This window comes from Alloalcanivorax venustensis, from assembly GCF_047495515.1.
Lineage (GTDB): Bacteria > Pseudomonadota > Gammaproteobacteria > Pseudomonadales > Alcanivoracaceae > Alloalcanivorax > Alloalcanivorax venustensis.
The window spans coordinates 21,204-34,402 of the sequence record NZ_CP179934.1; the positions used below are offsets into that span (position 1 = coordinate 21,204).

The 13,199-nt window shown below is 65.9% G+C and carries 12 protein-coding genes; 9 read left to right on the top strand and 3 right to left on the bottom strand.

Annotated features, from left to right (window positions below):
* The first annotated feature begins 98 nt into the window (after positions 1-98).
* Genes ACMG4O_RS00110 through ACMG4O_RS00120 form a run of 3 tightly spaced genes read left to right on the top strand, consistent with a single transcriptional unit; the run spans position 99 to position 2,449 of the window.
* Positions 99-1,103: an adenosine kinase gene (locus ACMG4O_RS00110; RefSeq protein ID WP_194854891.1), complete on the top strand. Its 1,005-nt coding sequence runs from the start codon at positions 99-101 to the stop codon at positions 1,101-1,103.
* Between the two features lie 13 nt (positions 1,104-1,116).
* Positions 1,117-1,449: a Rieske (2Fe-2S) protein gene (locus ACMG4O_RS00115; protein WP_142948327.1), complete on the top strand. Its 333-nt coding sequence runs from the start codon at positions 1,117-1,119 to the stop codon at positions 1,447-1,449.
* 13 nt (positions 1,450-1,462) lie between these two features.
* A complete protein-coding gene (locus tag ACMG4O_RS00120) occupies positions 1,463-2,449 on the top strand; it encodes a serine/threonine protein kinase (protein WP_414434144.1) in 987 nt (328 codons plus the stop codon).
* 7 nt (positions 2,450-2,456) lie between these two features.
* Here ACMG4O_RS00120 and sfsA read toward each other — a convergent pair whose 3' ends face one another.
* From sfsA to ACMG4O_RS00135, 3 genes are all read right to left on the bottom strand, one after another.
* The gene (gene sfsA, locus ACMG4O_RS00125; protein WP_414434145.1) at positions 2,457-3,182 is read right to left on the bottom strand and encodes a DNA/RNA nuclease SfsA; all 726 of its coding nucleotides are present in this window, start codon (positions 3,180-3,182) and stop codon (positions 2,457-2,459) included.
* Entirely contained in the window at positions 3,179-4,351 is a 1,173-nt protein-coding gene (locus ACMG4O_RS00130; protein ID WP_414434146.1) for an aminotransferase class I/II-fold pyridoxal phosphate-dependent enzyme, read from the bottom strand. Before ACMG4O_RS00130 ends, sfsA begins: the two co-directional genes overlap by 4 nt.
* Before the next feature lie 179 nt (positions 4,352-4,530).
* Complete coding sequence (locus ACMG4O_RS00135) at positions 4,531-5,238, bottom strand: hypothetical protein (RefSeq protein WP_414434147.1); 708 nt, start codon at positions 5,236-5,238, stop codon at positions 4,531-4,533.
* 205 nt (positions 5,239-5,443) lie between these two features.
* On the opposite strand from ACMG4O_RS00135, the gene dksA reads away from it, so the two are divergent.
* The 6 genes from dksA (at position 5,444) to pcnB (ending at position 13,194) form a co-directional block, all read left to right on the top strand.
* On the top strand, positions 5,444-5,806 hold the full coding sequence (dksA, locus tag ACMG4O_RS00140) for an RNA polymerase-binding protein DksA (protein ID WP_228547840.1): 363 nt from the start codon (positions 5,444-5,446) through the stop codon (positions 5,804-5,806).
* Complete coding sequence (gene gluQRS / locus ACMG4O_RS00145) at positions 5,803-6,681, top strand: tRNA glutamyl-Q(34) synthetase GluQRS (protein ID WP_370202045.1); 879 nt, start codon at positions 5,803-5,805, stop codon at positions 6,679-6,681. The genes dksA and gluQRS overlap by 4 nt, the downstream gene beginning before the upstream one ends.
* A gap of 9 nt (positions 6,682-6,690) precedes the next feature.
* Positions 6,691-6,867 (top strand): hypothetical protein, encoded by a 177-nt coding sequence (locus ACMG4O_RS00150; RefSeq protein WP_185956885.1) that lies wholly within the window; start codon positions 6,691-6,693, stop codon positions 6,865-6,867.
* The gene (locus ACMG4O_RS00155) at positions 6,857-9,802 is read left to right on the top strand and encodes an ATP-binding protein (RefSeq protein ID WP_414434849.1); all 2,946 of its coding nucleotides are present in this window, start codon (positions 6,857-6,859) and stop codon (positions 9,800-9,802) included. Before ACMG4O_RS00150 ends, ACMG4O_RS00155 begins: the two co-directional genes overlap by 11 nt.
* Before the next feature lie 15 nt (positions 9,803-9,817).
* Positions 9,818-11,143 (top strand): sigma-54-dependent transcriptional regulator, encoded by a 1,326-nt coding sequence (locus tag ACMG4O_RS00160; RefSeq protein WP_414434148.1) that lies wholly within the window; start codon positions 9,818-9,820, stop codon positions 11,141-11,143.
* 587 nt (positions 11,144-11,730) lie between these two features.
* Entirely contained in the window at positions 11,731-13,194 is a 1,464-nt protein-coding gene (gene pcnB / locus ACMG4O_RS00165) for a polynucleotide adenylyltransferase PcnB (RefSeq protein ID WP_142948320.1), read from the top strand.
* Positions 13,195-13,199: the final 5 nt, after the last annotated feature.

The following is a 13,199-nucleotide window of genomic DNA, read 5'->3' on the forward strand; positions in this document are numbered from 1 at the left end:
ATGAGTGGCGTCACAGTCACCGGGCGGGCAAACCCGGTTTGGCATGGGAGGTCGGCGCCACCATAATGGCCTCTTTTGTTAACCGGCCCGGAGTCCGCATGGAAAAGAAATACCACGTTTACGCCCTCGGCAATGCCCTGGTGGATACCGAAGTGGAAGTAACCGATGAATTCCTGACCCGTCTGGATTTGAGCAAGGGCCTGATGACGCTCGTCGATGAGGCGCGCCAGCAGGAGCTGGTGGCGGCGCTGGCCGGCGAAGCCGAACCCCACAAGCACACCTGCGGCGGCTCCGCCTGCAATACGGTGGTGGCGGCACGCCACTTCGGCGGCCGTGGCTACTACGCCTGCAAGGTGGCCGCCGACGACACCGGTGACTTTTTCGTGCGCGACCTGCAGGCCGCCGGCGTCGACACCAACATGACCGGCACCCGCGAGGACGGTGTGTCCGGCAAATGCCTGGTGATGATCACACCGGACGCGGAACGCACCATGCACACCTTTCTGGGCATCTCCCAGTCGGTCGGCGAACAGGAACTGGACGAAGACGCCATCGCCGCCTCCGAGTTCGTCTACCTGGAAGGCTATCTGGTGAGCTCCGACAGCGCCCGCGCCGCCGCCGTCCGTCTACGCCAGCTGGCGGAAAAGCACGGCGTGCGCACTTCGCTGACGTTCTCCGATCCGGCGATGGTGCAGTTCTTCCGCGACGGCCTGGCGGAAATGCTGGGCGACGGCGTCGACCTGCTGTTCTGCAATGAGGCGGAAGCCCTCGGCTACACCGACACCGACAGCCCGCAGGCCGCGCTGGAGGCGCTGAAGCCGCTGTGCCGCGCCCTGGTGATGACGCGCGGCGCGGAAGGCGCGCTGATCTGGGACGGCGAGCGGGTCCACCAGGTCGACGCGACGCCGGTCAAAGCCATCGACACCAACGGCGCCGGCGACATGTTCGCCGGCGCGTACCTGTACGCCCTCACCCACGGCCATGACCACGCCACCGCCGGCCGGCTGGCGGCCGCCGCCAGCTCGCGGCTGGTCACCGAATTCGGCCCGCGCCTCCCCGCCGAGGCGCATCTGGAAGTGCGCAAGCAGGTACTGGGCGAATAAAAAAGGGGGAGCCATGCAAGCAGTCTGCAAAACCGAGGACATCGGCGAGGAAAGCGCCCGGGAATTCATGGTCGGCGAGCAGTCGGTGATCGTGGTCAAATTCGATGGCCAGTTCCATGCGTACCTGAACTGGTGTCCGCACCTGGGCATTGAACTGAACTTCATGCCCGACCAGTTCATGGACGACGACGGCCGCTTTCTGGTGTGCGCCAACCACGGCGCCCTGTTTGAACCGGAAAACGGCGCCTGTCTGTCCGGCCCCTGCAGCGGCGACAGCCTCACCGCGGTACCGCTGGACGTCCGCGACGGGGAAATCTGGGTGGGCAACGCCGAAGCCACCGCTTAACCGAGCATTCGTCATGACCGACCAGGAAGGCTCCACCCATCCGTTCGACGCCCTCACCCCGGACGTGATTCTCGACGCCGTGGACAGCGCCGGCTTTGTCACCGACGGCCGACTGATGGGGCTCAACAGCTTCGAAAACCGGGTCTATCAGGTCGGTTTGGAAGACACCACGCCGGTGGTGGTGAAGTTCTACCGGCCGCAGCGCTGGAGCGACGCCCAGATTCTCGAGGAGCACGCCTTCAGCCGCTTCCTGCGCGAGCAGGAACTGCCGGTGGTAGCGCCCCTGGCCAACGACCGCGGCGAGACCCTGTTCTACCACGCCGGCTTTCGTTTCACGGTATTCCCTCGCCAGGGCGGACACGCTCCGGAACTGGACAACGCCGATCACCTGCTGGTGCTGGGCCGCACCCTGGCCCGCTGGCACGCGGCCGGCAACGATCGCCCTTTCCAGACCCGCCCGGCCATCGACATTACCGCCGACTGCCGGACCGCCGTGGAATACGTTAATCAGGGCGTGGTCGACCCCAACTTTTCGGGACGCTACCGGGACCTGGGCGGCGCACTGATCGAGGCCATCGAGAAACGTTTGACGGACACCTCCTGGCAAGCGATCAACGTGCACGGCGACTGCCATACGGGCAATATCCTGTGGCGCGATGATCTGCCGCACTTCGTCGACCTGGATGACAGCGTGCGCGGCCCCGCCATGCAGGATCTGTGGATGCTGCTCTCCGGCGACGCGGAGGAGAACAGCCAGCAACTGCGCACCCTGTCCGAGGGCTATGAAACCTTCCTGCCGTTTCCCTGGGAGCAGCGCCGCCTGATCGAGCCGCTACGGGCCCGGCGCATGCTGCGCCACAGCGCCTGGCTGGCGCAGCGCTGGGACGACCCGGCGTTTCCGCTGGCGTTTCCCTGGTTCGACTCTCCGCGCTATTGGCAGGACCACATTAATGATCTCGAGCAGGAGCTGGCCGCCATGGAGCGCCTGCTCGAGCATTGACGCGCGTCTAAGGCAACACCACCGGGACCGGCGCGTCCAGCACGAACTCCCCGCGACTCATCCGCGTGCGCCAGGCCAGGATTTCCACACCGCGGCGCGCCGCCTGGCGTAACAATTGCCCGTAAAGTGGATCCACATCGTCGGCGGGCCCCGCGGACCGGGCTCCACCATGCTGAACACAGAAAAACAGCACCGCCCGGTGCCCCTCATCAGCCGCGCTCATCAGGGTGCGCAGATGCTTTTGTCCGCGCTCGGTGACCGAGTCGGGGAACCGGATCGCGCCACTGTCCGGCTCCCCCGGGGCCGGCCCCAGAGTGACGTTTTTCACCTCGATAAAGGTGTGCGGCGCGGCGCGCTCGCCGAGCGCCAGATCAAAGCGGCTCTCCGCGAAGGTCACTTCCCGCTCCACGCCGTCCTCCGGTGAAAGGCCCTCGATGCGGCCGGCGCGCAACGCTTCCGCCACCAAGGCATTGGTGCGGCCGGTGTTCACCCCCGCCCAGTGGCCGTGCGCCACCCGCACCGCTTCCAGGGTATGACGGTACTTGCGCTTGGGGTTGCCGCTGTCGGAAATCAGCGCCGCCTGTTCCTCGCCGGGCAGCACGCAGTTCTTCATCGAGCCGGTGTTAGGGCAGTGCACGGTGATCTCGCCGCCGTCGGGCAAGCGTACATCGGCGAGAAAGCGCTTATAGCGACGCAGCAGCGTCACCTCGCGCAGAGGGGGATCAAAGTTCACAGTGTCTCCAGGTAAGCACTCAGGCGCTCCAAGGCCTCATGCAGGCGGCTTTCCTCACAGGTGTAAGCGAGGCGCAGATAACGCTCGGGGTGATGGTGGGCACCGAAGTCCAGACCCGGCGTCAGCGCCACCCCGGTACGTTCCAACAGGTCGCGGCAAAACGCGAAGCTGTCATCGGTGACCGCGCTCACGTCCAAATAAAGATAAAAGGCGCCCTCGGCTCCGCCCACCACCGACAGGCCCATGCCGGGCAAGGCGTCCATCAGCAGGGTACGGCGCCGGTCGAGAAGCTGACGTCGCTGTTCGGCGATCGCCAGGCTTTCTTCCCCGAAGGCGGCCATCGCGGCGTGCTGGGCCACCGTGGCCGGTGCCAGGAACCAGTTCTGCGCCAGCCGCTCGATGGCCGGCACCCAGGCTTGCGGCGCCACCAGCCAGCCCAGCCGCCAGCCGGTCATGCCGAAGTACTTGCTGAAGCTGTTGATCACCACCGCCTCGTCGCCGTGGCGCAGCACGGTATCCGCCGGCGCCCCGTAACAGAGCCCCTGATAGATCTCGTCCACCACCAGGGTGCCGCCGCGCGCCCTGCAGTCGCGGGCCAGGCCCGCCAGCCCGGCGCCGTCGGTGCGGTTGCCGGTGGGGTTGTCCGGGCTGGCCACCATCGCCACCCGGGTGCGCTCGGTCCAGGCCGCCTCGAGGGTGTCGGCGGTCAGCCGGAAGCCGTCTTCGGGCCTCAACGGCAGGGGGCGGGGCACGCCGCCGAACAGGGTCACGAACTGGCGGTTGCAGGGGTAGCCCGGGTCACACAGCAGCACCTCGTCGCCGGCGTTCAACAGGGCGCCCATAATCAACTGCAGCGCTCCCGAAGCGCCCGGCGTAACCACCACCTGGGCCGGGCTCACCGAGGCGCCGAGCCGATCACGGTAGTCCTGGGCGATGGCTTCGCGCAGCGCGGGCAGCCCGGCGGCGGGCGTGTAGCGCGTCTGGCCGCGGTCCAGGGCGCGCCGCGCCGCGTCCATGATCGGGGCGGCGCAGGGGAAATCCGGTTCGCCCACTTCCAGGTGCAGGATGTCGTGGCCGGCGGCTTCCAGGGCTTGGGCCCGCTCCAGCAACGCCATGACATGAAACGGCGGCGCCTGTTCGGCAAGATGAGACAAGATGGGACGGTTCAAGAAAAACCCCTTTCCTGTGGCCTGGGTGTCGTTATAATCCCGTGGTTTCGCCACGCAATGCGTGCGCGGGCAAGGGAACGCCCCCGCTTCGCAAGTCGCGTCAACAGCGAATCTCGCCGGAAAAACCGCGACTGTGCTGAATAGTGACAAGGCTTGCAATAAAGCGGTAAGGTCGAAGGTTACACTATTATCTGTCCTGGATTGGGCGGCCCTGTGCAAGGGCGGCTGTCGCCTGCAGGGATCTGGGCTCTTAGGTAGCGAGTCGTGACTATGTTAAGGGAGTTGATCAAAATGGCCACCGGTAGCAAGAGCAAGAAGAAAACGGCCAGCAAGGCGGGCAGCGCGGCTTCCAAAAAAGCCACCACGAAGACGACGACGGCAAAAAAAGCGGTCGCGAAGAAAGCGGCCGTGAAGAAGGCCCCGGCTAAAAAAGCCGCCGCCAAGACCACCCCGAAACGCGCCGCCTCGACATCGACCGGCAAAGCCGCCACGACCGCCGCCACCCGGAAAACCACCGCCACAAAAGCGGCCGCGAAGAAGACGACCGCGAAAAAAGCCGCGGTGAAGAAAACGGCGGTAAAAAAGCCGACGGCGAAGAAGGCCACGGCAAAAAAAGCCGCCACCGCCCCGGCCGCGAAAAAGGCTGCCAGCAAAAAACCGACGACCAAACCGGCGGCGAAGAAAACCGCCGTGAAAAAGGCCGCCGTGAAGAAAGCCGCGACCGCTAAATCCGCGACAACGCCGAAAGCACCGGCCAAACAGAGCGCGGCCAAGAAGGCGCCGGCAAAAGCCGCCGCCGGTAAAGCCGCCAAGCCCGTCGCCAAAAAGGCGGCGGCTAAGAAAAGCACCGCTCGGAAAGCTACCGCCGCGCCGGCCACGAACCCCAATCGTCCGGCCTCCGCCCAACCGAGCCGCACGCGTTCCCCGGGGACCGCCAGGAGGGCTACCGGCAGCATGGACAGGCCGCCGTCCCGTTCTCCATCTTCCAATCAGGTGACATCCAAGGTGAAGAAATCCGCATCCTCCGCCTCCAAGGCGGAAACGCTCATTCATGGTTTTACGCCTTACACGCCCAACCAAGGCGAGGAGTACATGAACGAAGCACAGCGCGCCCATTTCCGTCAGATTCTGCTGGCCTGGCGCCAGGAACTGATGGAGGAAGCCGACCGCACCATGCACCACCTCCAGGACGAAGTGGCCAACCTGCCGGACCCGGCCGACCGGGCCACCCAGGAAGAAGAATTCGCTCTGGAGCTGCGCACCCGCGACCGCGAGCGCAAGCTTCTCAAGAAGATCGAAAAAGCGCTCGACCAGATCGACAAGGACGATTACGGCTTCTGTGATGCCTGCGGCATCGAAATCGGCATCCGCCGCCTGGAAGCCCGCCCCACCGCCGAGCTCTGCATCGACTGCAAGGAACTGGCGGAAATCAAGGAAAAACAGCTGGCCGGGTGAACCGGCCGTACCGGGGGCGCTTCGCCCCCACGCCATCGGGGCCGCTGCATTTCGGCTCGCTGGTAACGGCGCTGGCCGGCTGGCTGGACGCCCGTTACCACGGCGGCCAGTGGCTGCTGCGCATCGACGATCTGGACCCGCCCCGCCAGCAACCGGGGGCGGTGGACACCATCCTGCGACAACTGGACGCCTTTCAACTGCACTGGGACGGCGACCCGGTCTATCAAAGCCGGCGTAGCGATCATTATCAGCGGGCAGTGGACACCCTGCTGGCGGAGGGCAAGGCGTTTTACTGCACCCTGTCGCGCAAACAACTGAAAGCCCTGGATCACATTCACCCCGGCCCCGCCGTGGCCCAGCCGCCGGGGCCGGACCGCGCGGTGCGTCTGACGGTGCCCGACACACCGCTGTGGCTTGACGACCGGCTGCAGGGCCGGGTGCACGCCGATCTGGCCCTGGAGGGCGGCGCCTTCGTGATACGCCGCCGCGACGGGCTGTTCGGCTACCAGCTGGCGTGCGCGCTGGACGACGCGGAAATGGCGATCACCGACGTGGTCCGCGGCAGCGACCTGCTGGCCTCCACCCTGCGCCAGCAATGGGTGCTGGAGTGCCTGGGCAAGGCCGCGCCATGCTACGCTCATCTGCCGGTGGTGATGGACCCGGCCGGCGGCAAGATGAGCAAGTCCGCCGGCGCCGCCGCGCTCGACAGTGAACGGCCCGGCGGCTTCCTGTTCACCGCTCTCGGCTATGTGGGGCTGACACCGCCGCCGACACTGCGCGACGCCGGCGTGGCGGAGCAACTGGCCTGGGCCCGCGCGAACTGGACGCCGGCCCACCAGCCCGGCGGGCGCCGGCTGCCGCCACCCTCGATTTAGGAAGCGATCATGTACACCGACCGGCTGCTGATCATTTTTATTCTCGGCACCTATCTGTTGTCACCGTCCCTGATCGACTGGTGGAGCGAAGGCGGCCGCGCCTGGTACCGCCCCTATCTGGTCTGGCTGGGGCTGATCGCATTGAGCTACTGGATCGCCAGGAGTCGGGATGTCGATGGCCTATAGTGTCAGCGATCTGATTCTGATCGCCGGCGCCTACCTGCTGTTTCTGTTCCTGGTGGCGTGGATCACCGAGAAGGGCTGGATCCCGGCGCGTCTGGTACGCCACCCGGCGGTCTATGTGTTTTCCCTGGGGGTCTACGCCAGCGCCTGGGCGATCTACGGCTCGGTGGGCTACGCCCACGACTACGGCTACAACTTCCTCGCCTACTTCCTGGGCATCTCCGGCGTGTTCCTGCTGGCGCCGATACTGCTGGCGCCGATCCTGCGGCTCACCACCACCTATCAGCTCAGTTCCCTGGCCGACCTGTTCGCGTTCCGCTACCGCAGCCGCCTGGCCGGCGCGCTGACCACCGTGATGATGGTGGTCGGCATGCTGCCGCTGCTGTCGATGCAGATAAAAGCGGTGGCGGAGTCGATCCAGATTCTCACCGGCGAGCCGGACCCGGCCTGGGTGGCGTTCTGGTTCTGCCTGCTGATCACGCTGTTCGCGATTCTGTTCGGCGCCCGCCATGCCACCGCCCGCGAACGCCACGAAGGCCTGGTGGTGGCCATCGCCACCGAGTCCCTGATCAAGGTGGCGGCGTTCGCGGCGGTGGCGCTGATCGGCCTGTTCGGCGTGTTCGACGGGCCCAGCGGCCTGGGCGTGTGGCTGGACCAGCACCCGGAGATGCTGTCGCGCCTGTACGCGCCGCTGCAGGACAACACCTGGCACAGCCTGATCATGGCGTTTTTCGTGTCCGCCGTGGTGATGCCGCACATGTTCCACATGGCGTTCACGGAAAACCTTAACCCGCGCGCCCTGGTGTCGGCGAGCTGGGGGCTGCCGCTGCTGTTTCTGGTGATGGCGCTGTGCGTGCCGATCATTCTGTGGGCCGCGCTGGCCAGCAACGCCACCACCTCGCCGGACTACTTCACACTCGGCGTGGGCCTGGCCAATGGTGGCGGCGGCGCGGTGCTGGGGTATCTGGCCGGGCTGGCCGGCGCCAGCGGCATGCTGATCGTCGCCATCCTGTCGTTGTCGGGCATGTGCCTGAACCATCTGATCCTGCCCGCCAGCCCGCTCAATTCCGCCCAGGACCTGTACCGGAATCTGCTCTGGACCCGGCGCGTGCTGATCGCCGCGATTCTCGCCCTGGCCTATGTGTTCTACCGCCTGGCCGGGCCCAATCATTCGGCGGTGGAACTGGGCGTGTTGTCGTTCGTGGCCGCGCTGCAATTCGTGCCCGGCCTGATCGGCACCCTGTTCTGGCCGTCCGGCAACCGCAACGGCCTGTACGCGGGGCTGTGCGCCGGCTTCGCAGTGTGGCTGGCGGCGCTGCTGCTGCCCATGGTGTACCCGGACTGGCACGCCCAGCACCTGGTGGAAATGTTCGGCCTGCGCCGGGCCGAAGGCGCCGACCACTGGAACCAGGTGGCGATCGTGTCGGTGGCCCTCAACGGCGTGGTGTACGCGATCATCTCCATCGTCACGCCCATGTCCCGGTCGGAGCGCACCGCCGCCGAAGCCTGCGCGGTGGACAGCCTGCGCCGCCCCTACCGCTGGGATCTCAGCGCGCAGACCGTGGACGAGTTCGTCACCGCGCTGAGCGGGCCGCTGGGGCCCGGCACCGCCGCCCGGGAAGTGGACATGGCCCTCGGCGACCTGCAACTGAATGCCAACGAAACACGGCCCTACGCGCTGCGGCGTCTGCGTGACCAACTGGAGACCAACCTCTCCGGCCTGCTGGGGCCGTCCGTGGCCCATCAGCTGATGGACGACAACCTGCCCTACAAGCCCCAGGACGGCGAATCCAGCGAGGACATCCAGTTCATCGAATCGCGCCTGGAACAGTACCGCGACCGCCTCTCCGGACTGGCCGCGGAGCTGGACAGCCTGCGCCGTTTTCACCGCCAGACCCTGCTGGAGCTGCCCATGGGCGTGATTTCCCTGGGCGGCGACGGCGAGATCATCGGCTGGAACCGGGCGGTGGAGGACCTCACCGGCATCGACGCCGAGCACACCATCGGCTCGCGGCTGGCGCATCTGCCGGCGCCCTGGGGCGACCTGCTCTCGGAGTTCGGGCGCGGCGAAGCCATGCACGAGCCGCAGCGCCATCTGGAGGTGGACGGCCAGTCCCGCTGGATCAGCCTGCACAAATCGCTGATCCAGAGCCCGGGCCCCAGCGAGCAGGCCGGCGGCCTGGTGCTGGTGCTGGAGGACATCACCGAACTGCGGCAGATGGAATCCCACCTGGCCCACAACGAGCGCCTGGCGTCCATCGGCCGGCTGGCGGCGGGCGTGGCCCACGAGATCGGCAACCCGGTGACCGCCATCGCCTGTCTGGCACAGAACCTGGACGGCGAATGCGACCGCGAGGAGCAGACTCTCAGCGCCAGCCAGATCATGGAGCAGACCCGCCGCATCACCCGTATCGTCGAATCCCTGGTCACGTTCAGCCACTCCGGCGGCCTGCGAGATACCATCCAGGGTCCGGTGAACGTGGCCGCCACCGCCGCCGAGGCCATTGCGCTGCTACTGCTCGACCCGGACCATCGGGCACAGCGATTTGAGAACCACTGCGCGCCGGATCTGGAAGTGATCGGCGACCCCCAGCGCCTGCTGCAGGTGTTCGTCAACCTGCTCGGCAACGCGGCGGACGCCAGCGATGCGGGCGACGCGATCCGCGTGCTCAGTGAAGACCACGGCGACAAGGTGCGCATCCAGGTGGAGGACCACGGCCACGGCATTCCCGAGGAATTGCGTGCCGCCCTGTTCGAGCCGTTTGTTACCAGCAAACCGCCCGGCAGAGGCACGGGGCTGGGTCTGGCGCTGGTTTACAGTATTATCGAGGACCACCACGGCACGGTATGGGTGGAAAGCCCCATCGACGGCGACCGTGGAACCCGCTTTATCATCGAGCTGCCGTGCTTCAGCGCCGGCGACTTGAGCACGCATTAAAAAAGGAACGGCACCATGAGCCATATCCTGATCGTTGAAGACGAGCCGGTGATTCGCGGCGCCCTGCGCAAACTACTGGAACGGCACGATCACTCCGTGGCTGAGGCGGAATCCGTGGAGCAGGCCCGCGAGAGCGGCCTCACCCAGTGCGACCTGATCATCAGCGACCTGCGCCTGCCCGGCGAGCCCGGCACCGCGCTGATCGAGCTGGCGGCCCCGGTGCCGGTGCTGATCATGACCAGCTACGCCAGTCTGCGCTCGGCGGTGGACGCCATGCGCGAAGGCGCCGTGGATTACATCCCCAAGCCGTTCGACCACGATGAAATGCTGATGTCGGTGCAGCGGGTGCTCAAGGAAGGCCGCATCAACCGGGGCAACCAGGCGCTGCGCCAGGACATGGAGCGCACTTACCCGGTTCGCTCCATGATCGGTGACTGCGAACCGATGCGCGATCTCAAGCACCGCATCAGCCGCGTCGGCCCCACCGACACCCCGGTGCTGATTCTCGGCGAGGCCGGCACCGGCAAGGAGCTCACCGCGCGCGCCCTGCACGAACACAGCGAGCGCGCCGCCGCGCCGCTGGTAACGGTGCACTGCGCCGCTCTGCCCAAGACTCTGCAACTGGAGGAACTGTTCGGCAACGACAGCCAACCCGGCCGCATCGAGAACGCCGACGGCGGCACCTTCTTTCTTGACGAAGTGGGCGAGCTGTCCAACGAGGCGCAAAGCCGCCTGCTGACCCTGCTGGAACAAGGGGAGATCCACCGCCAGGGCTCGCTGTCGCCGCGCCGGGTGGACGTGCGCGTGATCGCCAGCAGCCAGATGGATTTGCCGGCCCGGGTCACCGACGGTCGCTTCCGCGAGGACCTGTATTACCGCCTCAACGTGATGGAGCTGGAGCTGCCGCCCCTGCGCGAGCGCGAGGACGATATTGAGCAACTGGCCGCCACCCTGCTGACGCGCAGCTGCGAAAAGCTCAGCCGTGGGGTGCTGTACTTCACCGACGCCGCGCTCGCCGCCATGCGCGCCTACAGCTGGCCGGGCAACGTGCGAGAGCTGGAAAACGTGATCGAGCGGGCGGTGATTCTCACCGAAGAGGACGGCATCGGCCCCGCGCAACTGGGCCTGAACCCCAACCGCACCCCGCAGCGGGTCAGCCGGGCCAGCCTGGACCCCTCCGAGGATCTGTCCCTGGAGGACTATTTCACCCGTTTCGTACTGGAAAACCAGGACAGCATGACCGAGACCGAACTGGCCCAGAAGCTGGGGATCAGCCGGAAAAGCCTGTGGGAACGCCGGCAACGCCTGGGCATTCCACGCCGCAAGAGCACCCGCCGGTGAATTTCAGTGCTTGCTTTTGCGGTTTCGATCAGTGCGGAACGGGGCCGGGAGGGGTGTTACCCCAGAAGTGTTACCTTACTACACAGGGCGGTAACAGGTGTGCTACCGCGCCGGAGCTTATAACTGTTCACATTTCTTCATTTTTTTATAAGTGCTTGATTTGAAAGGGTTTAACAACTTGTTGCAATGGAAAAACCATCCATGCACTATGAATCCCACGCCACATAAGGAAAACAACAACGGCGTTAAGGCTCATAATAAGAACAAGAAAAGAAGAAGAATAAACTTGGAGCCAAAACAAGATGCCGTAACAAAAATTGGTTATGGCGCAAGGCAGAAAAAAACACAAACAATAACAACAACAGAATCAGCGCATAGGGGATCACAACCGAGGTTGTGGTCCCTTTTTACTTTCCAGGCCCGCCATATCCCTCACGCCCGGCGGACCGCCCGCCCTTTCTCCAGATCGAATAACCAGCCCGTGGCAAAAAGTGCTACCATGCCGCCTTTCATTCCGTCAGGACGTTTTTTGCTCAATGGCACGTAACCTTTCACCGAGGCTTAAAAGCGCCCTTACCTGGCTTGTCATGCCCGTGGTCTGGGCCGACGCAATTCTTACCTGGGCCCTGGCCCGGCTCGCCGGCATCGTCACCTACCCGCTACGCCTGCTCGGCCGCCCTCTGAGAACATTGACCGCCGTGGCGAGCAAAGGTTCCAGCGGCGGCACTGCCCTGCCCGAGGCGCGGATCATCCCCCGGGACCAGCATCCGATCTCCCGCAAGCAGATCTCCAGAGCGGCGCTGAATGTGCTGTATGGGTTGCACGAGCAGGGTTTTCAAGCCTTTCTGGTGGGCGGCTGCCTGCGCGACCTGCTGTGCGGCCGCGAGCCCAAGGACTTCGACGTGGTCACCGACGCCACGCCGGAGCAGGTCCAGCGCCTGTTCAAGCGCAGCCGTATCATCGGCCGCCGCTTCCAGATCGTGCATGTGCGTTTCGGCCGCGAAGTGATCGAAGTCTCCACGTTCCGCGCCTTTCAACGGGACGACCAGGAGCTCGACCGCGACCAGCACTCCGCCCACGAGGAGACCGGGCTGGTACTGCGCGACAACACCTGGGGCAGCATCGAGGAAGACGCCCTGCGGCGCGACTTCACCATCAATGCGCTCTACTACAATATCGCCGACTTCGCGCTGTACGACTTCGTCGGCAGCCGGCGCGCCATCGAGCGCGGCGAGATCAGCCTGATCGGCGATCCCGAACAGCGCTACCGGGAAGACCCGGTGCGCATGCTGCGCGCCGCCCGCTTCGCCGCCAAGCTGGGCTTCCGGCTGGACCAGAAGGCAAGCCGCAAGATTCCCGAACTGGCCGAGCTGCTGCTGCAGGTGCCGCCGGCGCGGCTGTTCGACGAGGTGCTGAAACTGTTCCTCAGCGGCCACGCCCGCGCCTCCATGCAGCAACTGCAGGACCTGGGCCTGTTCCATTTCCTGTTCCCGGAAACCGACCGCAGCCTGAAGGGCCCCCAGGGCAAGGTCTGGGAGAAGCTGATCCTGGCCGCCATGGACAACACCGACCGGCGGCTGGCGCAGGATAAACCGGTGACGCCGGCGTTCATCTTCGCCGTACTGTTGTGGCCGGTGACCGTGGCGCGCCTGGAAAAGCTGCGCGCCGACGGCATGCCGCCGGCTCCGGCCCTGCACAAGGCCGCCGGCTGGGCCCTGAACCAGCAGGTTCAGCACACCGCCATTCCGCGCCGCTTCTCCACCGTGATGCGGGAAATGTGGGACCTGCAGGACCGGCTGCCACGCCGTGGCGGCCGCCGCGCCGAGGCGCTGGTGCAGCATCCCCGTTTCCGGGCCGCCTACGATTTCCTGCTGCTGCGCGAGCAGGCCGGTGAACTGCCCGCCGGCCTGGGTGACTGGTGGACACGCTACCAGGACGCCGACGAGGACCAGCGCGAAGCGATGGTGCAGGCGCTCGGCCCCAACCAGGGCGCCAGCGGCGGTGGCAAGCGCCGCCGGCGCCGGCGCAAACCCGCCAACAGCCAGGGCTGAACAGG

What these genes read in the sequence shown, in the direction of transcription:
- ACMG4O_RS00110 (WP_194854891.1), top strand. Translation starts at nt 99, where the DNA reads ATGGAAAAGAAATACCACGTTTACGCCCTCGGCAATGCCCTGGTGGAT.
- ACMG4O_RS00115 (WP_142948327.1), top strand. Translation starts at nt 1,117, where the DNA reads ATGCAAGCAGTCTGCAAAACCGAGGACATCGGCGAGGAAAGCGCCCGG.
- ACMG4O_RS00120 (WP_414434144.1), top strand. Translation starts at nt 1,463, where the DNA reads ATGACCGACCAGGAAGGCTCCACCCATCCGTTCGACGCCCTCACCCCG.
- dksA (WP_228547840.1), top strand. Translation starts at nt 5,444, where the DNA reads ATGAACGAAGCACAGCGCGCCCATTTCCGTCAGATTCTGCTGGCCTGG.
- ACMG4O_RS00150 (WP_185956885.1), top strand. Translation starts at nt 6,691, where the DNA reads ATGTACACCGACCGGCTGCTGATCATTTTTATTCTCGGCACCTATCTG.
- ACMG4O_RS00155 (WP_414434849.1), top strand. Translation starts at nt 6,857, where the DNA reads ATGGCCTATAGTGTCAGCGATCTGATTCTGATCGCCGGCGCCTACCTG.
- ACMG4O_RS00160 (WP_414434148.1), top strand. Translation starts at nt 9,818, where the DNA reads ATGAGCCATATCCTGATCGTTGAAGACGAGCCGGTGATTCGCGGCGCC.
- pcnB (WP_142948320.1), top strand. Translation starts at nt 11,731, where the DNA reads ATGCCCGTGGTCTGGGCCGACGCAATTCTTACCTGGGCCCTGGCCCGG.